The sequence below is a fragment of the Bradyrhizobium sp. IC3123 genome (genome assembly GCF_020193625.1).
Taxonomy (GTDB): domain Bacteria; phylum Pseudomonadota; class Alphaproteobacteria; order Rhizobiales; family Xanthobacteraceae; genus Bradyrhizobium; species Bradyrhizobium yuanmingense.
The window spans coordinates 93,527-117,951 of sequence record NZ_JADYVF010000015.1; the positions used below are offsets into that span (position 1 = coordinate 93,527).

Genomic DNA, 24,425 nt, shown 5'->3' on the forward strand with positions numbered 1-24,425 from the left:
GAGTGATTTCGTCAGGGACTTGCTCCGGCCGAGGTCGAGTGGCCACAGTCGCGGGCCCTGGCGCGTCAAGCAGAAGCGGCGGAAAGCACGCAAGCGCATGACGTAGCGCGGCTTACGCTGTGTCGCGCCCCCTTATTGCAAGCTGCGTGCCGGCTAAAGAGTCGTGAGTTTCAGCCGTTCGGAGCTGCACGACCCTGTTCGGTTGCCGACATTGCTTGCCAAGCGGACATCACAGCGGGTCGGCGAAGCGCCTGCCAGACAGCGCCAGCGTCAAAAACCGGGACGCAGCGATGCTGCTTTCCTCCGCATATGAGCTTGCGCCTTCTCGCTGGCGTCACCGGGCAGACTTGTCGACGGGCATCATCCCCACGAAGAGCAGCGCATTGATCAGAAGCCAGATCGACATCGGCAAGGGTGGTATGCATGGCGACCTCCTGGTCGTTGACTGCAAGCGTTGCCGATTTGGACGAGCTTTGTCCTCGCGAAACCCACAAGTCAAGCCGATAGCTCGGTTCGTTGACTGATTGTCGAGAGGATTGCGCTCGAGCGAAGAGAGTAAAAACGCCCTAGAAACGGGCTAGTTACGCTACGTCTTGAGATTGAGCCAACAATCAACAACAAGTACAAGCACCAGATCAGGTTCTTCGGCGCAACGGCGAAATGAAGCTGGGCATGAGCAGCAATTGAGGGAGCTACGGTCCAGCTTAAACGATCCTGATCCACCCGGCGGGGACCGACGCACGAGCCGTGATCCTCATCGAAGCCCTATTGCACAAACGAGATCAAGGGCGAGATTTTCGGTCGAGAACGCCCGCTCCGACCAGATCACCCGGGCTGGTTCAAGGCTAGTGCAACCCTCAGTGCGAACTGTTCCGTAACGGTGCTGTTGCGGCCCAGAACAAGCGCCGCTTTCCGGGCGGAACGATCAACGGGCAGCAGCGCGCCGGCTGCCGCCGCCACCACCCGCATCAGCGTCGTTTAGAGATACAACCTGAGTTGACTGCATCGCCCCCTTCTGATCATGGACCACTCGCATGATGTCTTGATTTCCTGCGGCCCTGCGCCGCGCGCAAGAACCGCGTCATCGCCCTGGATTGCTCCTCCGTCCTGCTATAGAAGCCTCATCCGCCGTGCTATGCTTTTCGCGGTCAGTCCTCGCTGGCACCGAACTCTTGTCCGTGATGACCATCGCGTGAAGCTGCCGGCGCCGGCAGATCCCAGAGTCTGTCCTGTGTATGCTTCAGTGGAGCCGCTAAAGCCACAAAGGCCAACTTCACGTCTGCATAGGCAGCCTCCTTCAAAGCGGCATCAGCGGGATCGATGTCGTTATAGGCGGTCAGCGCCGCGGCATAGTTTTGGTACAGGGGCATTTGAGCCTCGTTGGTCCATCCGAGACCGAGATGGTGGAACTGATCAGCCGGAACGGTGATGCGGCTCTTGTCCAGCTCCCGGAGGTAGTCCGCCGACCAGTCGTGGATGGTATAGGATTCGATCTTATCCATCATCGACCGCCAGCGCCTGACACGCTCCTCAAGCGGCATATTGGCCGCTTTCGAAATGGCGGCTGCGATTTCTTCGGGATGGTTTGGATCCACCAGCAGCGCCTCGTCCTCGTTGAAGTCTTCAGCCGCCCCAGCAAACTTCGATAGTACCAGAACGCCGGGATCCTTCGGATCTTGGGCAGCAACATATTCTTTCGCTACCAGATTCATGCCGTCCCGCAGCGGCGTGATGACACCTACATGTGCCGCGCGGTAAAGACGCGCGAGTGCAGCCTGGCTGAACGGGTCATTCGTGTAGTGGATCGGCCTCCACTCCTCTGTGCCATGCTCGGCATTGACATGGTTGATCGCATTCTCCACGTCCTCCTTGTACTTTCGATACTCGTCGACGTCGGCGCGCGAGGACGGCGCGATCTGCAACAGCGATATGCTGCCCGGCTCGACCGCCAATAGTTGGTTAAATGCTTCGACGCGTTTGTCGATACCTTTCGTGTAGTCTAGGCGGTCCACGCCGATCGCAAACCTCGCGCCCTCAAAGTTTTGCAATAATGACGAGATTTTTTCTTGCTCTGCGGGCGAGAGCTCTGCCGAAAGATACTCTGCGAACTGCCTGGGATCGATACCGATTGGGAATTTTTGAAGTCGCGACTGCCCACGTTCCGTGGTCACGACGCCATCCTTGCTCTCCAGCCCGAAATAGGTTCGCAGGCAGGCCGAGAAATTGTTCAGATCCCGGTTCGTCTGAAAGCCGAGCAGATCGTATTCCAGCATCGACTTCATCAGTTCGCGATGATTGGGTACTCGCTCTATCATGTCGGGCGTCGGCCACGGCGTGTGCAGAAAGAAGCCGGTCGGCCGCTCGATGCCGAGCTTTTGCAGATCGCCCCCGAGCGGGAGCAAGTGATAATCATGCACCCAGAATGCGTCCCGATCCCGCAAGTCGAACGCCGCACGCGCGATGAAGTTGTTCATCTGTCGATAGCTGTCGTATCCCTCTTCCGCGCGCGACATCCGGTCGGACAGGGAGTGTAATACCGGCCACAAGGTTGAATTCGAATAATCTCGATAGTAGCCGCGATGGTGCGCGGCCGGAAGATCGAGTTCGGCCACATGGCCTTCGCCAGCCTTCACGAGTGGCAGGGGCCGCTCAGTCCCGTCGCCGATTCTCCGAGGAGAACATCCAGACCGCGCCGGAACGTTCGACGACCGACTCGAGGGCTGCGGCAAGTCCGCCGGTCTGGGGTTTATTGGGGTCGAACGGCGCGCCGCGGTTCGAAATCACGACCAGCTTCATGTCGGGTTGCTGGTTTACCGAGCGATGCTCCGCGTCGCCCGAGGCAACAGCATGAGAAGGACCTGCACCTCCTTCTTGCTCCTGCTCCAACGGTATCTCGTCGAGGTGCAGGGCGAAGGCCGCTTGGGCTGAGGTTTCATCTTCCTGGGTTGCGCCTGATGTACCGCCGGAATCCACCGTTGCGGTATCGAGCGCGTCATGGATTCGAACCATCTCGTAACTCCCTTTGGCCGCAACTTTCCACTACGCTAGGATGCCGGGTCTAGCTTTCCGAAAGCTGACCGGTCGCCGAGCTAGATAGCAGGATCGAAGGTTCTGGATGACCAGCACCGCGCATCACTCTCCAGCCGCCCCCCGCTAATCAGACGCACTTTGTGCGGCCAGCCACGGTGCTGATGACAAGATTTGCGTGGTCAAGTGGTCGATCCTTCGAAGTGTCCTTGGACGTTCTTCCGCTCATCGCAGGAATGGTGGTGCGCATGGCCATTCATGTGCAGCTGTGGAGCGCACCAGATGCCCTCGTCCCGTGGCACTCTTTCGCATAGGAGTCATCTCCACATCGCCTACGGTGCCAGCTTGGTGCTGCTGAGAATCCGATCATCATGTTGGGGCATCGCAAAGAAAGGTCGCAAGTGCGGCATCGCGCCTGGTCGTGATCTACAGCTAACGCAGAGGTGAACCGCACGATCGTCGTCGGTGCAACAATTGGTTGCCGTGCGACGGACAGATGGCGATCATTAACCGGCGGCCTCGCCGCCTGCTGCCGGACAGCCTGCGCCGCTATGGCAGTTGTTGCCAGTTCTCGACACCGGCGACGGCTTCCTGGTCGACGTTGCGGGTTGTTGCCCAGGCGGATTCGGATTGCGAAGCCGGCTGGGCGGCAGCTTCGAATTCCGGAAACAGCCGAACTACGTTCGAGAGGTCAGTTGTCGGGCTTAACGGCCTAAGCGTGTGTCTTTGAGCACGTGCTCCTCCAGTGGGAGCACATCGCACGACAAGGTTGAGATAAATGGTCGGGTTCAGATCACTCGAATTCCGGGCACTTGCCAGGAAAACGCACGAAGTATGGCACTAGCCATTGCCGCGCGAATAGCTCGGCCGGCGTCTGCCGGCGAAAAGACTGGGCAAATTGATCGATTGCTTCGGCTTCGTCCGAAGAAGGGATACACCACCTTTGACCGGAGCGCGAACGCCGAGGACTTTTCAAGACCATGAACCTGCTACAATTTTCAGCGACAACCCTCAGCACGATGATCGTTCCAGCGCCGGACTATATAATGAGGTCCCGTGCTGGGCAGGACTACACCGACTAGCTTCTTGTTTAGCCAGTGGAAAGCGTGTCCTACAGGTGACAGCGGCACGTCGCGACGACCTCAGATGCTATGCTCCGAAATCAACACCAGCGAAGATCTGCTGATCGCGGAGTGCACCTTCACAAAGGAGAGCCCGGCGTGAGTAATTTTGATCCAGCTTAGCCTCGCCGTCCAGCAACTTGGGAACCGCGCTATTCGTTCCAGGGGCACTGGCGGATGGCCCGAAGTTCTTCCCACGCGGCGGCGGAAGCGTGAATTGAGAAATCGATTATTTGGAAAACCGGCAATCTCACTTTTTGCTTAAGTTTAGTTTGGTTGTGAACGCGCTGGTTCCTATAGCTATACCTATCACGCACACAAAATATCCGAGAGTTGCCTTCATTGTCGTCGGCTCGCCAAACACAACGTACGCCCAGGCCGCCGTAATCACGGGAGTAAGATAGATCAGCGTTGCAACTTCACTCGCCGCATTTTCCCGTAGGCAGAACCAGTAAAGTCCATAACCCACGGCGGTTGAGATAATTACGAACCACAGGACGACAGTGGCAAATTGCGCCGTCATGTGAGGAGCGAGTCTTCCATCCAGAACGGCGAAGGGGAGCATACAAAGCGCTGAGACCGCGCTTTGTACTGCTAATGCAGGAAAAATGGACATAGAGTTGGAACTCAGCTTTGAAATAAGCGTCGCCAACACCAGACATAGACTAGCTGCTACCGCCAATCCATACGCCGAAAGCGGGGCATGCCCTGTTGGCCCTCCCGTTGCAAGTGCTACGCCTGCAAGAGCAATCAAGGACCCCAGCCACTTTCTGGCAGAAATCTTCTCGCCTAATACAGGCCCAGCGCAAATTGTCGTTGCAAGAGGCTGCAATGCACTTATCAATGCTGCCGTTCCAGGAGGCAGGCCTGTTGCGACGGCCTTTACTGCAAAGGTGGTGGAGCAGAACATTGCTAAGAAGCCAAGACAGCTTTGGTTCGCAACGTCGCGGAGCGCCACCCCTCGGATCAATGTCAAGCCCAGCCATGGAGAGAATATGACTGCAGCTATTGCGAACCTCCAGAAGAGGACCAGGTAAACCGATTCTCCGCCATTGATCATCCGTGCACCGATGAAACCTGAGCTCCAGGCCAAAACAAGCCCGGCCTGTACAAGAACCTTCTTGACACTTTTCACGCCTGGAATCCTCCCAGCGATAGTTTTGTTGTTAAATGATCGCTCAGGATCGGCTATGTTGGCGAAACGATTGGAAAAGCCAGCGAACATCTCGGCGCCCATAAGTCCGCGTAAGCATGGTTGCGTTCGCAGGTCGCGTTCGTCATCGGCGTGGGAACCACGTCAAGAACATACGAGCTTCAGTGCCGCTCCGCGAGCATTCCAACGCATCAACATTTGTAGTGTCCTCGGCTGAAAGCATGTTTCGCGGCTAGGCTCGCCTACCTCGCTGGAACTAATGTGGACTCACGATCTCGTGTCGGATCATCGCGTCTAGTTGGAAGGCTTCCGGCGGACATGCCGAAAGCCTTCTTGGGTGTTTAACGCTGATCTATGGAGCCGTTACTTTTCTCCTTTCCCTAGTTCGCAAGATCTACCAGTTGCGCTGAGCGCGCAGCAGCAACGTCAGTCTATTCTGATCCTTGAGTTCGTACACAGTACCCGGCTTAGCGATATTGGCTTGCTGCGGCAGCGTCACAGTGCTTCCGCTCGCGTACTTCTGGTCGAGCACCATGTAGGAGAGTTCAGCCGAGAAAGTCAGATTCCTGACGGGAGTCCAACGCGTAACTGTACCAAGAACGGCATAGTTGAAATCGGGATTACAGCCGGAACCGCCGCTTGACAACGCGAGGGACGTGACGAACGTGCCACAGACGTAGCCCTTGGCCGTGTTGTTGTACCGCACAGCCGTCCACGCACCGTAGATGGCACTACTCCAATGAGGATCCCAATTGTGGGTGTACGCGCCGTTAAAGCCGTAGCTCGTGGTCAACTCCTGGCCGGCGCCAGTTATGAACACAGAGTCAGAGATGCCAGCAAGCCCGATGCTTTGGTAGGCTCCCGAAAGTCCGGTGCCACCATACATCGCGTAGGTGGTCGACTTATAGCTATCGAAGTTGTAGCGGCTCGCGCCGCTCGTATACACGCCTTGGATGTTGACGGTGTCACCCGGCCCCGTCGGGACGTTCTTGATGGACAATGCCAACTGACCGGCCCAGCCCCACTTGTCACTCGGATTGCCGGTGACTTCGGATGCGCCATAATATGCAGCATGGTTGTCATGTGCAGCAACCGACGCCTGAAAGAGGCCCCAAGCCTGGTCAACGCGCACCATACCGACAAGGTCTGGTGTGCGCGAACCGCCGATGTCGTTGGCACCGTATGCGCCGACGGCTAGACCGCTGGCTGTCGCACCACTCACGTTCCAGACATTGCTCGTGTAATTGGCGACTTGATCCTGGACTGAGAACGAAGCCGTGACTCCTTGACCGAGGTCAGCGGTGTAAGTGAACTGGTTCACGGGCTCCCAGCCGCCGCCGCCAGGCAGTTCGATGTTGTTTCCGGGATATCCCGTCCAAGGCGAGCTGAACTGCGAAGCCGCCTTGCCGAAAGTGAACCCAGCGAACTGGATAAAGGCGTCGTAGACACCAAGGGAACCAGCGCCAACCGCAGAACCGAGTGACGACGTATACGCTGTCGAACCATTCACGCCAGTTGTACCCACGCCGGCATAGGTACCTGTGGTCCAGGTAAAGGCGCCATCGAAGAAGGTGCGCACTACACCATACTCGGTCGCAGTGCGTGTATCGATAGAAAGATATTCGCGAGAACGTGTACTGTAATAGTCCGTCAGGCGATTACGAGCCCCAGGGACGCCGCTGCTGGGCATGTCATAGTGGCCGCTCGTGTTCAGTGTGGTTTCAACGCGCAGATACCCGCCCAATTTGATGCACGTATCGGTGCCGGGAATGTAATAGAAGCCGGCCCCATACAACGAGCAAATCTTCACGTACTCGATTGGCCTGGCCTTCCAGGGAAGATCGGTTGCATGCGCCTCGACCACGGCGATCAGACCGACCGCCGAACCGAACAAAAACTTCTCCACGAACTTCATAACTGGCCTCTAAACTGTACCATCTCAAAGGCGGCCAGCAAGGCGCACCGAAGAGACCATCACCTTCGCCCCCCAATCACTTTCGACAGAAAGGGCTCTATTCGAACGCCACCTGACTGATTGAACCAGTGAACGTCGCGGCGCGGACCATTCCGCAGCTCGCATCGCTATGATGTCAGATCACCCTCGTTATCGGCGCGGAAACTGTGTAGGAAACAGACGAACCTTCACGCTCGCTCTGGCAGGTGTGCTCTAATCGTCTCACAACGGTATGCTTCGGACTGCAATCGGCTAAGAACGTATGCTTCATAGCAACGCATCTTGCGCCTCAATGAGATTAGAGCTGAACGCCGTGAAAGCATTAGCCGAGGCATATGCATGCGCACCTCCAGGCGACACCTGCCGTACAAGTCGTTTACAAATTGAACAGAAGAGGCGAAGCCGAAATTGGCTGCACTTGTTTTAGTTGGTCGACTCTTTCGCTGCAATTGCGGATCCCAAGGAGGCATACGCTTCGGAAACAAGCTTGTAACAAGTGCATGCCCTTTGCTCGAGGCACTTGCGTTCATCGATCCGCAACACGCCGCGCACCTTGCGAATAAGACGCTGTTCAGCAAACTTGTTCAGGGTCTCGGTTATCCCCGGACGAGGCAATCCCAAGACGGACGAAAGGTAGTCATGGGTAACTGGAAGAACATGAGTGTCAGCTGAGTCACTCGATAGACAGAGCCAGCTCGCGAGCCGCTTTTCGCGATGGTGCCAAACGCCACAAAATCCTGTCTGAGCGCAATGCAATGATAGCGCGTCGACGTAGCGAGATAGCTGTTCCCGGATTTGCGGACGCTCGTTCATCAGCTGACGCAAATCTTTGACGCGGATCCTGAGAGCGGTTCCAGGAAAAAGCACGACAGATTGATGCGTCGAAAGATGACCTCCCAATAGAACCGAAGCGCCGACCGCTCCCCGAAATCCTATTACCGCCGTTTCAAGGATAATGCCGGAGGTGACAATCCTTAGCGATACGAGCCCCGACTCTATGAAATAGACGTAATCAACATTCCTTTTCGGCTCTTGCAGAACGATGCGTTCTCCCAGAACGATAGGCTCAAGACACTGCCCTATTGCTGCGAGATCCTGGAGAGGCAGCCTCGCCAGGATCGCATTTTTGACAAAGGACCGCATACTTGCCCGCACGACGCAGCTGCCAGGGCGCGGAAGCATCGATAGACTGCTCTGCTCTTGGGTCACATCGTCCAACGCGAGTTAGGTATGAACCGACGGGAGTTCTTAAACTACGAGATAAGGACGATCCGCTGGTTTCCGCCTACAGGCGTGCAGAGCAAGCCCGGCCACGAAACAGATGGGCCCCACACTTGGGCCGGCGCCGTCGTCCAGAGACATGTCGAACTCCACACTTCTGTCGCCATCCGTCCACGCCTTCGAGCACGTTCTGAATGATCGTGAACCCATCGACGGCCCGCACAGAACCATCACTGATCGGCGACGTCTCCTGCGCGCCCGCGGGCATCCGGTGCGCTATGCCTTCGCACCCGACCTCGTCAGGCCGGCGCCGATCGACAGTTTTCTAAGCCAGCAGAGGGATTGATCGAGAGCTTGCATCTCCAGCTCAACCACCTTTCCAGGGGCCGACTGCGCCATTTCGGCGGCATTAATCATCCACTCAGCGGGCAGTTCCCGGAGATTTGCCCAACCAAAAATGGATTCTCCAGGCTCGCCCGTGCCGCGTCGGTCGCGCAGCGGGGCGCGATAAGACCACGTGTTCTCGAAGCAGATGCGGTCGAGCCCGAGCCTTGCGAGCTTTTGCGTCAGCTCTGCGACAGGTGCAACGCCGGAACCGATCGGCACACCGAGCAGGGTCCCCTCCTCCCCCTGACGCACAGGGGGTAATAGCACGCAATCCTTTAGATGTGCGGAGCATACCCAGGGCTCCATCGCCTCGAGGGCATCACAGGGATGCTCAAAGAAGAGCATCGAATTGACGTAATCGAACAACGCGCGGATCCAAGCGCTATTGACCGATGTGAGGATCTCCGCGACCTCGGCGCCGCACAAATCTTCGTGGTTCTCCAGGAGAATTGGAATGCCGACCCGCTCGGCTATCGGAGTGAGCTGAGATAAATTCCTCTTGGCCTCACTCACGCGATGGCGGCGATCCGGCGCACCTGTCGTGAAGGTCCTGAGGTATCCAGCTCCGACGTCAGCGGCCATGGCGAGGCAATCGCTTAGATGGGCGACCTCCGTCCCGCGGGTCTCGATGTCGATGAGTAGCCCGCGGTGATCGAGATGGCGTCGTACCTTCCGAAGGTGATCGCGTCCGCGTCCGGAGATTTCAATATAGCCCGGTAGGTGAGCTGATACGTTGATCCCGTCGAACCCGAGTTCGGCCGCGATATCGATCAATGAGAAAACGTCGAAGCCAGGTTTGTGACGATAGTGATAGCGCAGGCCGTAAGAGTGCAAGAACAGCTTGGTCATGTCCGGTTTCGAAGTGTCAGGGTCGGTTGCGGGACGCGGTGAGACGCTCCTCGCCGACAGCCCAAAGGGCAAGCAGCGAGGTAGTAAGGATGAATAGGCCAGGAAGAATTGGCGCAGGCGATCCGAGAAGAAGACCCGCCGCATTGAGTTTGATGAGTGTGCCCCAATCGCTTGCCGGAGGCTGCACACCGAGGCCCAACACGCTGAGCGCGCTCAGGAACATCAGGCACGACACGAAGCGGTTGATGAGTTCTACGGCTGCATAGGCCCGTATATTTGGCCAGACGTCACGAAAGACGAGGTAGCCGATGCCCTCTCCGCGAATGCGCGAGAGCTCCACGAACGGCTGCGCAATCACCTGAGCGACGGGCGTGCGCAGGGATCGGAACACACGGCAGAATTCGACGACGATGATGACGGCGATCAGGCTGGACGTACTCGATCCGAGGGCCGCGATCAGCACGAAGGCGACGATCAGACCCGGGATCGCGATCAGCGCATCCATCGATCGGGCGAGCACCGAGCCGCCGAAACCTCTCGACAGGCCCGTGAGCACCGCGAGGCCGAGGCCGAGACCAAAGGCGACGAATGCCGCAGTCACGGAAATGAGCATAGTCTCACGGCCAGCCGCGAGTGTCTCGGCGAATAGATCTCGCCCGAGGTGATCGGTTCCAAGAATGTGTGCCGCGGATGGTGGCTCGAACCGCTCGGCGCCGTAACGCTCCGTCCATCGCGCGTCAATCAAAGATGGTGCCATGAAGAGAACAAGCGAAAAGATCGCGAAAACGGCAATCCTCATGTGCGGCCCCGTCCAACAGAATGCGCCGGCTCGAAAGCGCTCGCCGAGTTCGGGAACGTCGTGGGAGGCGATGCCGCGTCGACGCTGATCACAGAGGAGAGCACGCGTCCGGCACGCATTTCGACCACTTCATCAGCGAGCCGCGCCACCATGTCCGGTTGATGTGAAACGAAGAGCATGCTGACCGAACGATGATCACGTACTTTGCGCAGAAGCTCCACGACAAGAGCGCCATTGGCAGAGTCGAGCGAGGCCGTCACCTCGTCGAGGAGAAGAATGCGTGGCCGCGACGCAAGAGCCAAGGCGATCCCAAGCCGTTGGCATTCCCCGCCCGAAAGCTCTGACAGGAGCTTGGGCAGATAACTGGTCGGAAGAAAAATCGAGTCGAGAACCTCTGCAGCCTCGTTTGAGTTGCCGGCCTCCCCCGCCTGACGCAATCTGCGGCCGATCAGATAGGCAATCGTCAGCGCCGGGTTGAGGTGCAACCGAACCGACTGAGGGACGTACTCGAAAACACGCTTCTCGGCGGTTGTGCGGGCCGAATAGTGCAGAGGTAGACGGCGCCCTCCGACCAAGATCTCCCCCGAGGAGTCACGGTGCTGACCAAGAAGTGCACGAAGAACTGTCGTCTTGCCTGCGCCGGACGGGCCGACGAGACCGATGCAGCTGCCAGCGCCCAGCGAAAACGAGACATCGGCGACAAGCGAACGCCCGCTTGGCGCATGCACACTCAGTCGGTCGACACGGAGCGGCACAGCATGCCGCGGCGGTGATTCGCCCGTGTTCGAGTCGAGAGGAGTAGGACGGTCTTCTGGGGCGAGCGCCCTTATGCTGTTGCGGTCTTTTTGGCGGGAAGTGGCCGCTTGGGTGGGAAGCGGTCGCTTCAGATGCCTAGCAAGGTCGATAGTTCCATCCGACAAGGCTTCGAAAAAAGCGAGCTCGTGGGTCACCACTATGGCTGCAGCGCCGATCTCTTGGATACGCGCTTTGATGGCAGTCATAACCGTGCTCTTCAGTGCCGGCTGGAGCGAACTCGTCGGTTCATCCAGCATGACGAGGCGCGGTGCAGCGCAGAACAAGCTAGAGACGAGAATGCGCTGGAGCTGGCCGCCGCTATATTGGTGCGGATAGCGGTTCTCGTTGAACCCCGGAATATCGAGGCGATCGAAGGCGCTGCGAAGCAGATGCCTGCGCTCAATGCGTTGCGAGCTCGTGTCCCCGGGGAAGGCCGCGAGTTGATCGACCACGCCACGGCTTGAAACGAGAGTCGTGGCAGACGACTGGGGAATGTAGAGGATGTCCCGCCCCCAAAGCGCCTGCCGATCAGGGGGAGCCATTCCGGTGAGTGATCGCCCCAGAAACGAGGTATCGCCACCCGTGATACGGAGATTGGGACGCTGCCAGCCGATAAGGGCCAGGCACAGGCTCGTCTTACCGATGCCCGAGGGACCTATGACGGAATAGAGGCGACCGCCCGTGAAAGTGGCACTAAGCGCGCCGATCCGGTTCACGGCGCTGTCCGAGCTTGCGATTTCTACTGTGAGATCACGTATCCGCAGCACCTCTGTCACAGCGCAGTCCTCGCGACGAAGCGACCGCTCACGAGATCGGACAATGAATAGAGCAGCATATAGATGCCGGTAATCAGCATCGCGCAGAACTGCAGTACGGGGATATCGCGCCACACAACAGAGGACACAGTAAGGTCACCAAGCCCCGCAAAGCCGAACACGACTTCGATCACGAGCACGCCCGTCAGCAGATAGGCGCAATAAGTCAGTGCGAGATTGAGGATCGATGGTGTAATCGCAGGCAATGCATAACGCAGCGCAGTTTCGCCCCGGCCAAAGCCTTTGAGCCGGGCAAACTCGAAGTAATCCTTGCGTTCCTCCGTGGCGAGCAGCGCGAGCACCATCCGCCCGACATAGGCGACCATGCCGACACCGAGACAAGCGCTCGGCAGAACGAGGAGACGGAGCTGGTCCAGGAAAGGCTGTCCCTGCGAAATGCGGGAAACCGCAGGTAAAAGCCTAAGCTCCACGGCAAACACATAGATGAAGATATAGGCGATTAGGAATTCCGGCGTGCAGATGACAATTTGCGCTACGAGCCTGAAGAAATGCTGCGTGCGTCGGCCAGTCATGAACACTCCAAGCCCTGCCGCGATCGCGACCGGAAACCACAGAAACGTCACGGCAGCGAGGGCGAGGGTGTTTTCGAGGCGAGGCTCGACAACTTCCCAGACGCCGGTGCGGGTCGTAAACGAGCGGCCAAGATCGCCGGTCAAGAAGGCGCAGAGCCAGAGGACGAAGCGTTCCACAAGGCCACGATCGAGGCCGAGGTCAGCGCGCATGCGTTGAGCGAGCTCGGGAGTGTAGTCCTGGCCCAGCAACTCTGTGACAAAATCCCCCGGAATGACTGCCGTTCCGAGAAAGATCAGGGCGGATGCGCCGATAAGAATGGCAACACGTGTGAGGATGCCACGCAACAGCAGCCACGCTTTGGCACGCTTTGAATGCACGCGCTCAGGCGCGGCGTGAAATGGTGTCAGCACTTGCACGGGATCAAACCTTGCGATCGAGCCAGATCTCGGAGAACGCCGAGCCTTTGAGCGCTCCGAGCGGTGACGGTGCAACGCCTTTGACATAGCTCGCCTTGGCATCGAGCTGATTGAAGAACAGTGGGATGGCGGCACCACCCTCCTTGTGGATCGCCTCTTGGATCCCCCAGTACAACAGGCGTCGACGTTCTAGATCAGTCGTAGCCAGGGCATCGTCCATCATACGGTCGATCTCGGGTCGTCTCCACCGTGTCTCATTCCATTTGGCGTCAGATCGATAGGCAACGCGCAGCATAGCGTCGGGCGTGTAGCGCATGCCCCAACCACCCACCATCAGCGGCTCTTTGAGCCAGATATTGTCCCAATAGCCAGCAACGGGATCCCGTCGCGCCTGCACATTGACGCCCGCCTGGCGCGCCGTATCGGCAAACATCTGCGCCAGGTCGACAGCCACATTGGGCGTAACGGCCTCAGAGGCGTGCAAAACGAGTTGGCCGAGGTCGACGCCAGCCTGGCGAAGCAGCGTCCGCGCCCGGTCCGGATCGTAGGGTCTGACGGGCAACTCGGAATGGTAGAACGGGCTAAACGGAGGAATTGGATGGTCATTGGCAATGCTCGCCTGCCCCGCGCACAGTTTGTCGCGGAGAAGGGAGCGGTCGAACAGACATTTTAGTGCCTCGCGCACCTCGACACGGTCGAATGGTGCCTTGTCGACATGCATCGCGACCACGTTGTGCACACCGCTGGGCGATGAGACGACCTCAAGGCCGGTCACTGCGGCCACGCGTTTAGCCAGCGCAAAGCTGATTGTCTGCACAGCGTCGACGTCCCCAGCGAGCAAAGCCGAAACGCGCGCGATCGGATCCTGGTTGCCTTGAAATGAGACCTCATCGAGATAGGGCTTGCCGCCGTCCCAGAAGTTCGGATTACGGCGATATGTGTTTACGCCAGCCGGATCGAGACCATTGGCGATGAAGGCGCCCGCCCCAAGTGGCTTGTCGAAGCGCGAATATCCCTCAGGCAAGATATGGAAGCGATCCTGGGCGAGCAGCAGCGGGAAATCGGCATCGGGACGTGTCAGCTTGAAGCGGATCGTCTGCGGGTCTTCAGCAACGATATCGCTCACGTGGTCAACAAGCACGCGCAGAGGCGACTGCGCTGCCGGATCGCGCAATCGGTTGATGGTGTAGATCACGTCCCGCGCCGTGACCGATCTGCCATCGTGGAACTCGGCGCCGCGGCGCAGGCGAAAGATCCAGTCGTTCACCTTGCCGTTTGCGGCTTCCCAGCTCTCCGCCAGGGCCGGAATGGGCTGAAGATGCGAATCGACATTAACGAGGCGAGCTCCTATCAGCTCATAGGCGAAATAGACCGCCCACGATGCAACCTTGGTCGGATCAAGTAATGACGAGGAAGCCGTCTCCTGCAGGATGACCCGCACGCGACCGCCGCGGCGAGGCGCGGTTTGCTGGGCCCTGGACGGCCGCGACGCCGTGGACAGGGCAGCGGCACCGATCAAACCAGTGAAGTTGCGACGCGTGATCATATGAGATGCCATGGCAACGGCCTCACCCCCATCGAGTATTGGTCCGCTCGGAACGGCCGCCGCATTGTGTTTGCCAAGCAGCCCGCTCTTGACGGCCGCACTCGTATATACGAGTTGAGATGACAGCCTCATGACACAGAATGGATACAATATGGATAAAGTCGATGACCCTCTCGATGGGGCTGACACCGATTCCGATGCTTTGGAAGGACCCCGGTGGCGCTTTATCGCGAAAACGCTGAAGCAGGAGATCCTGAGCGGGCATTTCGAGATCAACAGGCCACTGCCATCCGACACCAAAGTCGCCGAACGCTTTGCCGTGAGCCGCATGACGGCTCGCAAGGCCTTAGCGAGCCTTCAAAGCAAGGGGATCATCCGCATTGAACACGGGCGTGGCTCGTTCGTGGAGATCGATGCCCTCAAGTACCGCCTCAGCGGACGCCACACTTTCTCGAAGAACGTCATCGATAATGGCATGAGGCCGAGCCGTAGGTTGCTCGCGGCGGATATCGTCCAACCCGACGACTGGGTGCGGCAATCCCTTCGCTTACCCCTAGATTCTTCGGCCTTACGCATCCGACTCGTCAGCGAGGCCGACAACCGCCCTCTCGCATTGAGCACGTGCTATCTGGAACTACCGCGTTTCGACGGTTTCGTCTCGGCGCTTGGTCCCGAGGCAAACGTCGAAAACGCGCTACAGCAATTCGCTTTGGTGGAAAAAGCCCAGATCGATGTCAACCTGCTCGCGCGGATGCCGAGCGAGGAAGAAGCAACCCTGCTGGATCAATCCCTGGCTAGGCCGGTCATGGAAAAGCGCGCATCAAGCATCGATCAGCATGATGAACCAGTCTGGTGCTACCAGGTGATCTATGCTGCCGATAGGGTCCAATTTCGGTTCGACAGATTGTAGATATTGATGACACTCGCAACCTCGTGAACAAATCGCCCGGCAGAACGATTTGGACCATGGTTCCGCCGCTTGCTATCTGGGTATTGACGCGTAGACAAGGATGTCACTGGTTGAGAGGTCCACATGCATGGCCCGAGTACAGCGCGAATGCGCCGCGATCGAAACCCAAGGTCGAAACCGATCGAACTATTGGAGTATAACCCGGATCGACACAGGCCCTCGGAGTCGCCGAATTCGTCGGTGCAAATCGCTGCTGCAGTTCTGCAGCGGCCTGCGCGCCGGATAATGCAATTCACAAGCCCCGTGACGGCGGCCCCCCTGCCGGTCTAAAAGAGGCCCTTGAGCAGTTCGCCGGCCTCAATCCGCCTGGGCGCCTTGCTTCTTAATCGATCGCCTTTCCGCCAACGATCGAAAGCCAGAATGTCCGCTGTTATCTTTTCCCCGACAAGCAGCGCCTTCTAGCATAACTAGGCTTGCCGAATGATGGCGATGTTTCGGCCGAAGCCAGCGATCACGATGCCGGCTTACCGCCGGGCCCCCGGATCCACGACGCCAAAGCGGTGAGAGGATCGCGTTGCGGCTTCCATGGAACGACAAGGTGAATTCGCGATGCTTGCCGATCAGATTCCAACGTCTGTGGCGACCTCCGTTTTTGATCGTTTTGTTGGCACTCGCATGGCGGCCGGATCGCTTGTAACTCGTGCTTGAGGATCGACGCCCCACCTCATCTCTTTCCCTCTACCACACTATCACTCGACGCTAAGATCGCTTTGATCGGATGCTCACGAGGCCAAATGCGAGCACGCTCCCCGCTCCGCAGATCGCAAGGGATACTAATGCGGCGGTGACGCCATAATGATCTTGCACCGAACTGAAGAATAATGGCGCAAGAGACGCCGATAACAGTCGAAAGCCGTTGATCAACCCAACTCGACCTCCGTATCTGTCCTGCCCGTACGTCGCCAGGGGTAGCGTTCCACGACAGATGCAGTTTAGACCGGAGCTGAATCCGAGCAAAACAACGAAAACCGTAACTCCAAGGACGGAGTGAGAAGCTAGTGCAACGATAAGCGTAGCCGCGAAGAGCAGGAGGCATGAGAGAAGAGTGAGATGAATTTCGGCCATTCTCTCGGTGAGCGAAGCCGCAAAAAGCAGTATTAAGACCTGAGACGGTCCAAAAAGCGCTGAAATCAAAGGGCCCTCCGGACCTAAGCCAAACGTTGAGAGGATTGGAGTCATCTGACTAAGGAATGCTGAGACGATAAATGCGGTGAGCGAAAAACCAAACGTTATCAACGCACAATCAATCGCCTTGGGGGAGGACTGTGAGTGGACTTGCGATTTGTGCGATTTATCTAGAGCTGCAGGGCCAACGGGGGCTCTCCGACGAGCCCATACCATTAACGGGAGAGCAATGAGAACATTACAGCCCGCATAGATCCCAAACACCTCTCTCCAGGATATCCAAATGAGCAACAAAGAGGTGAGCGGCCAGAACAGCGTTGACGATAACCCACTGATCAAGGTCAGCAGAGCGATCTGCTGTTTTGCCTGCACCCCATCTCGTTGGATCAAGAACAAAACTGCAGCTTCGTAAAAAACAAAGGCAGACGCTATTTGTATGCTGAACAGCGCGAACGCGAATACGGTCGCATTCCAGGAGACTGCGGCTATTCCTAAACTGGTAGCGCCCAGAACTGAGGCGATTTCCATCGCTCTGGCGGCACCGTATCGGTCCATAAGGCGACCGGCGATCAACGACATTGGCGCACTCGCTAATTGAGCGAAGGAAAAACAAGCGAGTATCCATGCACCTGTGACTGCGAGGTCACGGGCAACCTCGTTAGCCACACCGGCGATGCAATAGTAGAGTGTGCCGTAACTGATGATTTCTGCGCAGCCCAGTGCCGCGACAACGATTTTGTCATCCTTCCAGATGATCGCTAGCCCTCTCCTCGGTTCTCATACCTAACCGTCGCGTCGACCGATTGTTGATTCGTTGTCTTTAATCTGAGCTTATGAGACTGGCACTCGGCTCAGTCTCGTTGAGAATGCCATGCCATAGAGCGAAATCTTATACCCGTCGGCTGCCTATGTCGGAACGTCTCGGCTGCCATTTGCAGAATGGAAGTCCATACCTCGGGGGACACCTGACTCGGAATATCGTGGAAACCAGCCCAGTAGTTGAGATACTGCTCCTCGCTCATGGAGATCGTCTCGGTGGTAGCAAGAGAAATGCAGTTGCCCAGCTCCGGATATTGGTTGAGCAGCGCCTCGTAAGTTTCCATCTCGGCAACGAATGGGAGACGCGCCCGCCGCAACGCCGGCACCATATCGCGTAGCTTCGCTTCAATTTCGAGTTGAAAGGGGTCGGTCTCAAGATCGTTAAGGAAGGTTGTAATTGTGAAGAACCCGCGGGGTCGCAAGATCCGCATAACTTCGCGAAGCGCTTCGCTCTTGTTCGTCCAATGGAACGACGAGCTGTAGCAAACCCAATTGAGCGTACCGTCGGCCAGGCCCGTGCACTCGCCCGGCGCATTAATCCAAGAGACGGTTGGATAAGCTCGGCCGAGCCTCTGCCCGACCGCGACCATCTCAGTATCAGGTTCGACCGCATAGCCGGTAAGCCCCATGTCAGCCAAGGCATAGGCGATCGCGCCCGTACCAGCGCCGATATCCGCGAAAGTCGGACTGTCGGCTAAGTTCTTTACCTGGTCGACAAGCATCTGAAGGACTCGACGTGAATAAGGCGGACGCCGCGGATAAGTCTCTGCTACTTCGGAAAAGTTTCCAAAGGACCGCTTCTTAGCAACTCGCATCTCGTCCTCCATCAGGCTGGTCGTGCCAGCTAGCTTGTCTGAATTGCCGCTTGATCGTCACGCCGATGCGATTGTCTGAGTGAACGATCCCGGTCAGCTATCGCCGTCGATGATCCCCTCGAAATCGTAGTCCATCGCCGTGGGATCGCCGGGCAATCCTGAGACTCGCTTCAGCCTCGATCTAACTATCGCGTCTTTGTAGACGCTCGAAAGCCAAGGCGCCGAAGTGCTTTGCTGTAACCGTCTGGCAATCTTGGAACGAACAAACCTACACGACGCGGTGAAGCCGATTTGAGGTCGCAGCCGACGATAAGGATATACTGCTCGAGGTCGACAAAGGCTGCGATCGTATTTTGCAGGGTAGTGAGCCTTGCCGATGCCCCCTTACTGTCGAATGCACTCTGACGTAAATCTGGCACGTTGCTTTCCTTCTCGTCCGACCTAAGTCGGTACCAGAGATGAACGCCAATCGGCAGCTCCGCCCGCTCCCGAAGGAAGGGCTTCAAAACGCGTGCCAATTTGGCTGCTCGATGCGAAGAACGTTTTATTGGTTGCGTTCAGCAATTTTGTTAGAGAGGCCCCAATAAGTGATTGAATAAACAAGCCTGTGTCGACGATCTGACAACCCAAACACAAAGTGTTAGATGGTTCACCTGAGACGTTTGTCCGCTGACCAAAGCGCGTGGTCAGGTTGCGAGCCGACTAATGATCATACGAAGCCGCTACGCGAAGTGAGGGCAAGCATGCTGAACGGTGATGCTCTGTCGGAGAGGATCTCGGTCATTGCGCACTCCATCCAGACAGGAGATTCAGATGACTACGAGGAACCTTCTGTGCGGGATATCGAGAACGTCACAATCCGCAATTTGTCGCCATCAACTCAAATCCTATATCTATGCGATTGCAAAGTTCAGCCGACATTCGGCTTCTCCCCGGGCGGCGTTCGATGATACCGCGGATGCCCATGATGTCGCCTATTGTTCCGGGATGATGTCGCCCGGATCCCCAAACACTATCGAAGCGTGCGAGAGTGATTGAATGTCGCGGCTTAATCTTGGCCAAGCGATTAATGGCCGGAGCCGCCGGGTCGGGCGCGCTACTCCTGCGCATCGAGGGAGTAACCTCGCGAGTGTACGGTGCGGATATAGTTGCGCTGGCCGCCTTTATTGAGTGCCTTGCGTAGGCGGCTGATCTGAAGGTCGACGCTTCGCGACCCGACATGGAGGTTCTGTCCCCAAATGATTGATAGGAGCTCGGTCCTAGAAAACACCTGCTCGGGGTGTTCAAGGAAATGCTGCAGCAAGCGGAATTCCAACGGCCTTACCTTGATCGGCCGACCGTTGCGGCTGACGCGTTGGGCGCGAACATCCAGGACCAGGTCTAGAAACACCAACTTGTCGTGAGAGGGCGCTATGCGTGTGCTTTCCGACTTTTTCTTGCGATCGATGGGCCGCATATCAGTCTCGTAATTATCCTACGATAACGCGCGTTCCTTGGCTTCTCAGCGGTGCAGCACGCCGGTCGGACGAGTTTCTGGAGGCATGAAACTCCTGCAAAGCCGCTCGGCGGTTCATGGGCTCTCATTCCTTTTGGCGGATTAGAATGGTCCGGCACCGATACATTTCGCCGGGTACGCTTTCCCCCTTGCACAATCGAACGGTACTCCTCTTTGCTGTGATCGAGCGCTGACCTCGCTAACAGATGATCCGAACGCGCATTAGCTTTGCCAATTTGTGCGGCATTGTACCTTGTATCCATCGCAAGACGCTCATTAAGGCTGTAAGGCCCCGCCGACCGACGCATAAATCAAGTCACCTAATTTCCTATCTGCTGAGCAGTCATTCACACGAGCTGCGGTAAACAGCTAGCTGTAGGAGAATTTGCACGGCCAGGTATAGTTACGCGAGCCGCCGCAGCGGATCGCCTTGCGCAAGCTGAATGACGGCGTTTCGCTAGCCGGTGGGTGCTCTCCGCGTCGTGCCGCAGCCACGAACTCGTCGTGGGGGGAATGCTCACGGAGATGACGGAGCAGGCGGAACGCAAGCGCTCCAGTCGAACAGACGGCTGTCCCGGCTGACGCACCGGACGGGTAGATTTGTGGCGAGGCTTGGAAAGGCCAGCATACGATCGGTCTCTGCAGCAGAACGGCGGCACGCTTTTTTTTGGTCCTGTGCTGCCACTCGACCGAGCGACGCTCGCCTCAACAACGGACCGACTATGATCTGGGCTGCTTGCTCGCTCTCTGCCCAGAGAGCGGCGTCACGCGCAATAGCGTCTTCCGCAAGAGCTAGGCGCCTATATGCGCGGCAGCTGCCACTGGCCGTGGTCGAGAATCGGAGGTTTCGAGCCACTATGTTATCCTCTTGGTGATCGCAGGTCCTACGGCTGCTCGCCTTCGCATTGCTTCTGTGCGGCGCTTCGAGGCACGTTGAGCTTGCACTCGCCGCGCTGGGTAAGTGGAGCGTGTCGCAAGGCGCGTGGGCACCTAGTCAAACCAAGCCTCATCTGCTTTTGACACTACCAACTCTGGTAGGTGCCAAGCGAGATACGCAACTGCTCAATTACATTGCTTCAGTTGATGATCTGACAGAAGCGGACCACGGGCTTCTTCTTGGTCTCTAGCTTGTTGCGTATCGGAACAAGGAGCTTGCGAAGCGCGGCTTCGATAACGCCGAGGCTAATGGGTGAGCGGCCATGGCTGGCCCCCTCTCCCGTTGAACTTCCGCCGATGCGGCGCGGAAATGTAGCCACCCGTTGATCAAGTAGGTACCTCACCGCCTATGACCAGCATACCAGCTGGATGTCGTGATCGAGATGAGCCTAGCCGATCCGCTGCCTGTCCCCTGTTTCCATATTTATTTTCAACGTGCCGGCAGTGGCCACCACCGCGCTTCAGAACAAGGCGGTGGTCAATGACATCCTGCTCAAGCAGGCAGCCGAGACGCTCCGTCTTATCGGCGCCAACCCGATGCATATCGGAGCCGAAACCGAATGATTGCACTTTTCCATGCCGTGGCCGGCTCCTGACGCATCATCCGGGTGCACATCGCCTCTCGTTGCCTGGCAGCGGGCGGGATTGCCCCTGGTGGAAACCGGGCTGGCTAGCCCGGGCTTCCTCCTTTTCGTTCGGCTTCGATTACGATTGCCGGCGGCTGTTCGTGTAGTGCCTGCAGGAAGCGTCCGGGGACGCGAAACTCCGGTTATTCGGCCACCTGGCGCGCCTGAGCGAGCTGGGCGGCATTTGGCCACCATGTCGACGCCCTCCGCAAAGTCGAATGGACGTCTGCGCCAAGCTCCGTTCGGCGTATCCAAAGCACGTCTTGTCTATCTCAGCCAGCTACACCCCATCACGTTGCGGTCCCCAGGGATCGGCTCCTCACCTGTGAGCAGGATCATCCGCTTGCGGCGAAAGAATTGATCGCGCCGGCAACAAGTCCGAAGTGATCACGCTGGACATTGAGGAGCTCACCAGCGCTTTCTACCCCGCGGGTTGCCGAAGGGATTTCCGCCGCCCCCGTCATTTTGGTTTCATGGCAAACGCCTGCTGTGCCGCCAAGCTCGCACAAGAGCCGAGCGGCCCTCGACACACCAGAGCCGCCTTCGCCCGTCGAACCTGAGCGGTCCGCCATCCTTGGTGTTCGCCGCCAAGAGTTATTCCTGTCTGCGGAAGCCATGGTGGATCGGGCTTGTGCCGCGCTTGACAAGCTGCGTGCTCGGCCGAGTTATGACACCGGTTATGCGCAGTGTGTTGCATGCCATTCGGCAAAACCGTACTGACCTTTGAACACTGGCCCGAGATGTTCTTTGGTGGCACCGCCTAGCCGCACTTTTCCACTGACGGAGCCGTCCTGTGCGAATTCGCCCTCGAACCCGTAGAACAAGGAAATCGGCACCTGCTCGTGCGCAGCCTCGAAGTGAATATGGCGACCATGAACTTCACCAGATATGTCTCCGGAGGACGATGCAGTGTGATGGACACCTGATATGAGTTCACCATCCTGCTGAATCTTGATGTGGTGTGTCGCAGACCCATGAAGGAATTGCATTTCGACACGCCAGCTGCCGGAGAAATTCACTTCCGCTGGGAAGTAGGGAGTCACTCGAACGATGGACTGGGGCATACGAAATGCGGATGCCAAAGCGCGGCCGACAATATCAGCCTCCTCATCCGAGAGATTCACCGGATCCAGCATGATTGATGTCGGCGTGGACCAAAAATCGTGGATCAGGATCCGCGGTCGTTGTTGCAAGAGCGCAAGCCTTAGGTCTTCCGCATCAAACGGAATGATGTCGGCATCCCAGATGATTTTCAGCCGAATAGCTGCTGCAAAACTCGCCCAAGGCAGCACTTCCGTAGTGACGCCTGGCAGCGAGACAAGGTAAGCCTCGATCCGGTTCGATCGCGCAAGCCACTGATCACGCTCATCTTTCGCCGATTGAGAATTGATCCAGCGGTCGAGCGCGACTACGGCCCCAACCACCTCTTCCTTGCCGACCTTCATCGACCTGCCAAATGCCTGGTGGGGTGTTCCGTTCCACCAGATCGACCTGCAAAGCCGCTCCTTACCAAGAACGATAGCAGTGGATTGTGGCCCCCGGATATACTTGCCACCGGCGTAAACGACCAGATCGGCTCCTTTCTTAATCCAGCTATCCGGCTTGTCTGGAGAAAGCCCGGCGGCATCGACGAGAATCGGAACACCGCGCGCGCGTGCCAAAGGGAGGAGCGAGCTCAATGGCAATACCGACTCATCGTCCATGCGACCGAGCAAGCAGATCATCGCTACACTTCCATCCAGTGCGTGCGCAAACTCCTCTGTGGTGCCAATGCTGACGACTTCAGCGCCCGCGACGCGGAGCGCCTGTTCATAAGCAAAACGCTGGTCGGATGGAATCAACACGGTATTGCGTAGCCCGGACGTATCCGGCAACCGCAACATCAGTTCCGGGTTGTTTCCTGCAATGCACGCCGCAGTGGCTAATGCTAGCCCCGCTGTAGCGCCGGCGGTGATGACACCCCATTCGGCGCCGGTGAGTTGAGCCATCCTTTCGCCTGCGGCTTCCGCGAGCTCGTCCAGGTCGACGAAAGCCCGGGCGGCCGCGTTCATTGCCGCGATGACCTCGTCGCTCGGATTGCTTCCTCCATAATTCGTGCGGACGCCAGCGCATTGGATCAACGGCTCGACGCCGAATTCTCGGTAGATCCACCCGCGCGCGTGGTCGCGTTCGGGCGGAGCGAATGCCTGTGGGATGTCAGGCCGCATAGTCATATCCGCTCGTCGCAAGTACGATGGGTGGCCTAACGCAAAATGCTGTCACGACGAGGCGAATGACGCCAGATGTTTTCAAGAGGGCGGAGGCGCTAGCACTTGAAAATGCTTCATCCATTCCATGGACGGTGATCAGCCCTGCTATTCCGGCCCCACGGATTAGCACCTCCGCGACTGTTCCCTTTAATGCCCGTAGACGGCCTGAGAGGCTTCCACATTTGGCTAGCGGATGTCGTTGGCCAGACGGGGTCATCTTCGTATAGCAGCTGTCGTCAGCGCGACGCCGCAGCGCCGATGACGGAGTTTCCGCACGTAGATGTGCATTGTTGACTTTCCCGAAGCCGCTGTCACCGCGAGCCAGTTCGGTCAAGCCCACGATGGGCGTTGGCCACGTCAACGACTTGATTCCATGATGCTCGTCGCCTTCGACCTCGACGAAGGAGGCAATTGACAGGGCCGACGCCGAGTGACCTCCGCGCTTGGTGTTCGAGCCGCAGACCGCATCATGAGCTTCTGTGAAGAACAGCTTGCTCTCGGAGCAGATCTGACCGCCCAGCAATTCTGCAGGCGCCAAGGCGGCGCGCCTTTCAGGGCTCCTAGCGAGAGCAAACAGTGGTTGACGTTGCATGCCACACCTGGAGGTGAGTTTGATCGGCGCGATGTTCTTCAACTAAACAGTGACAGCTTCTGTGATCCAGATCAATTATTAGCCTTAGTAGTTGACGGGGCTGCGCTAGTTTGCGCGCACTTAGGTACCAGGAGCGGCGAAGCCCTAACAATCAACGGCGTTCACTCGTTGGTCGCGGAAA

16 protein-coding genes are annotated in these 24,425 nt (G+C 57.7%); 1 reads left to right on the forward strand and 15 read right to left on the reverse strand.

The genetic code is table 11. The annotated features are described in order from the left end of the window. Positions 1–1,148: 1,148 nt before the first annotated feature. The 10 genes from I6F20_RS32460 to I6F20_RS32505 form a co-directional block, all read right to left on the reverse strand. Positions 1,149–2,612, reverse strand: a complete 1,464-nt coding sequence (locus tag I6F20_RS32460) for an alpha,alpha-trehalose-phosphate synthase (UDP-forming) (protein ID WP_225129779.1) — start codon at positions 2,610–2,612, stop codon at positions 1,149–1,151. Between the two features lie 37 nt (positions 2,613–2,649). After that, complete coding sequence (locus tag I6F20_RS32465) at positions 2,650–3,009, reverse strand: hypothetical protein (RefSeq protein ID WP_225129780.1); 360 nt, start codon at positions 3,007–3,009, stop codon at positions 2,650–2,652. A gap of 1,389 nt (positions 3,010–4,398) precedes the next feature. Next, positions 4,399–5,385 (reverse strand): DMT family transporter, encoded by a 987-nt coding sequence (locus I6F20_RS32470; protein WP_225129782.1) that lies wholly within the window; start codon positions 5,383–5,385, stop codon positions 4,399–4,401. Positions 5,386–5,695: 310 nt separating this feature from the next. Next, positions 5,696–7,216, reverse strand: a complete 1,521-nt coding sequence (locus I6F20_RS32475) for a porin (RefSeq protein ID WP_225129784.1) — start codon at positions 7,214–7,216, stop codon at positions 5,696–5,698. A 462-nt stretch (positions 7,217–7,678) separates the two neighbouring features. Further along, a complete protein-coding gene (locus I6F20_RS32480) occupies positions 7,679–8,398 on the reverse strand; it encodes a Crp/Fnr family transcriptional regulator (protein WP_225129786.1) in 720 nt (239 codons plus the stop codon). Between the two features lie 354 nt (positions 8,399–8,752). After that, on the reverse strand, positions 8,753–9,712 hold the full coding sequence (locus tag I6F20_RS32485) for a sugar phosphate isomerase/epimerase family protein (RefSeq protein ID WP_225129788.1): 960 nt from the start codon (positions 9,710–9,712) through the stop codon (positions 8,753–8,755). Between the two features lie 16 nt (positions 9,713–9,728). After that, positions 9,729–10,511, reverse strand: coding sequence for an ABC transporter permease (locus tag I6F20_RS32490; RefSeq protein WP_225129789.1), 783 nt, complete (start codon positions 10,509–10,511; stop codon positions 9,729–9,731). Beyond that, positions 10,508–12,082, reverse strand: a complete 1,575-nt coding sequence (locus I6F20_RS32495; RefSeq protein ID WP_225129791.1) for an ABC transporter ATP-binding protein — start codon at positions 12,080–12,082, stop codon at positions 10,508–10,510. The genes I6F20_RS32490 and I6F20_RS32495 overlap by 4 nt, the downstream gene beginning before the upstream one ends. Beyond that, positions 12,079–13,071: an ABC transporter permease gene (locus tag I6F20_RS32500; protein WP_225129793.1), complete on the reverse strand. Its 993-nt coding sequence runs from the start codon at positions 13,069–13,071 to the stop codon at positions 12,079–12,081. The genes I6F20_RS32495 and I6F20_RS32500 overlap by 4 nt, the downstream gene beginning before the upstream one ends. Positions 13,072–13,075: 4 nt before the next feature. After that, positions 13,076–14,617, reverse strand: coding sequence for an ABC transporter substrate-binding protein (locus tag I6F20_RS32505; protein WP_225129795.1), 1,542 nt, complete (start codon positions 14,615–14,617; stop codon positions 13,076–13,078). Positions 14,618–14,768: 151 nt separating this feature from the next. Between I6F20_RS32505 and I6F20_RS32510 the strand changes: the two genes are divergently transcribed. Continuing rightward, positions 14,769–15,527, forward strand: a complete 759-nt coding sequence (locus I6F20_RS32510) for a GntR family transcriptional regulator (protein WP_225129797.1) — start codon at positions 14,769–14,771, stop codon at positions 15,525–15,527. A gap of 759 nt (positions 15,528–16,286) precedes the next feature. Here I6F20_RS32510 and I6F20_RS32515 read toward each other — a convergent pair. The 5 genes from I6F20_RS32515 to I6F20_RS32535 form a co-directional block, all read right to left on the reverse strand. Continuing rightward, positions 16,287–17,468: an MFS transporter gene (locus I6F20_RS32515; RefSeq protein WP_346277023.1), complete on the reverse strand. Its 1,182-nt coding sequence runs from the start codon at positions 17,466–17,468 to the stop codon at positions 16,287–16,289. A gap of 95 nt (positions 17,469–17,563) precedes the next feature. After that, a complete protein-coding gene (locus I6F20_RS32520; protein WP_225129801.1) occupies positions 17,564–18,253 on the reverse strand; it encodes a class I SAM-dependent methyltransferase in 690 nt (229 codons plus the stop codon). 1,189 nt (positions 18,254–19,442) lie between these two features. Beyond that, positions 19,443–19,802, reverse strand: a complete 360-nt coding sequence (locus tag I6F20_RS32525; RefSeq protein WP_225129803.1) for a winged helix-turn-helix domain-containing protein — start codon at positions 19,800–19,802, stop codon at positions 19,443–19,445. Positions 19,803–22,080: 2,278 nt separating this feature from the next. Then, positions 22,081–23,610, reverse strand: coding sequence for a hypothetical protein (locus tag I6F20_RS32530; RefSeq protein WP_225129805.1), 1,530 nt, complete (start codon positions 23,608–23,610; stop codon positions 22,081–22,083). Further along, a complete protein-coding gene (locus I6F20_RS32535; RefSeq protein WP_225129807.1) occupies positions 23,600–24,190 on the reverse strand; it encodes a hypothetical protein in 591 nt (196 codons plus the stop codon). The genes I6F20_RS32530 and I6F20_RS32535 overlap by 11 nt, the downstream gene beginning before the upstream one ends. Positions 24,191–24,425 lie beyond the last annotated feature (235 nt).

What these genes read in the sequence shown, in the direction of transcription:
- I6F20_RS32465 (WP_225129780.1), bottom strand. Translation starts at nt 3,009, where the DNA reads ATGGTTCGAATCCATGACGCGCTCGATACCGCAACGGTGGATTCCGGC.
- I6F20_RS32470 (WP_225129782.1), bottom strand. Translation starts at nt 5,385, where the DNA reads ATGGGCGCCGAGATGTTCGCTGGCTTTTCCAATCGTTTCGCCAACATA.
- I6F20_RS32475 (WP_225129784.1), bottom strand. Translation starts at nt 7,216, where the DNA reads ATGAAGTTCGTGGAGAAGTTTTTGTTCGGTTCGGCGGTCGGTCTGATC.
- I6F20_RS32480 (WP_225129786.1), bottom strand. Translation starts at nt 8,398, where the DNA reads ATGCGGTCCTTTGTCAAAAATGCGATCCTGGCGAGGCTGCCTCTCCAG.
- I6F20_RS32485 (WP_225129788.1), bottom strand. Translation starts at nt 9,712, where the DNA reads ATGACCAAGCTGTTCTTGCACTCTTACGGCCTGCGCTATCACTATCGT.
- I6F20_RS32490 (WP_225129789.1), bottom strand. Translation starts at nt 10,511, where the DNA reads ATGAGGATTGCCGTTTTCGCGATCTTTTCGCTTGTTCTCTTCATGGCA.
- I6F20_RS32505 (WP_225129795.1), bottom strand. Translation starts at nt 14,617, where the DNA reads ATGATCACGCGTCGCAACTTCACTGGTTTGATCGGTGCCGCTGCCCTG.
- I6F20_RS32510 (WP_225129797.1), top strand. Translation starts at nt 14,769, where the DNA reads ATGGATAAAGTCGATGACCCTCTCGATGGGGCTGACACCGATTCCGAT.
- I6F20_RS32520 (WP_225129801.1), bottom strand. Translation starts at nt 18,253, where the DNA reads ATGCTTGTCGACCAGGTAAAGAACTTAGCCGACAGTCCGACTTTCGCG.
- I6F20_RS32525 (WP_225129803.1), bottom strand. Translation starts at nt 19,802, where the DNA reads ATGCGGCCCATCGATCGCAAGAAAAAGTCGGAAAGCACACGCATAGCG.
- I6F20_RS32530 (WP_225129805.1), bottom strand. Translation starts at nt 23,610, where the DNA reads ATGCGGCCTGACATCCCACAGGCATTCGCTCCGCCCGAACGCGACCAC.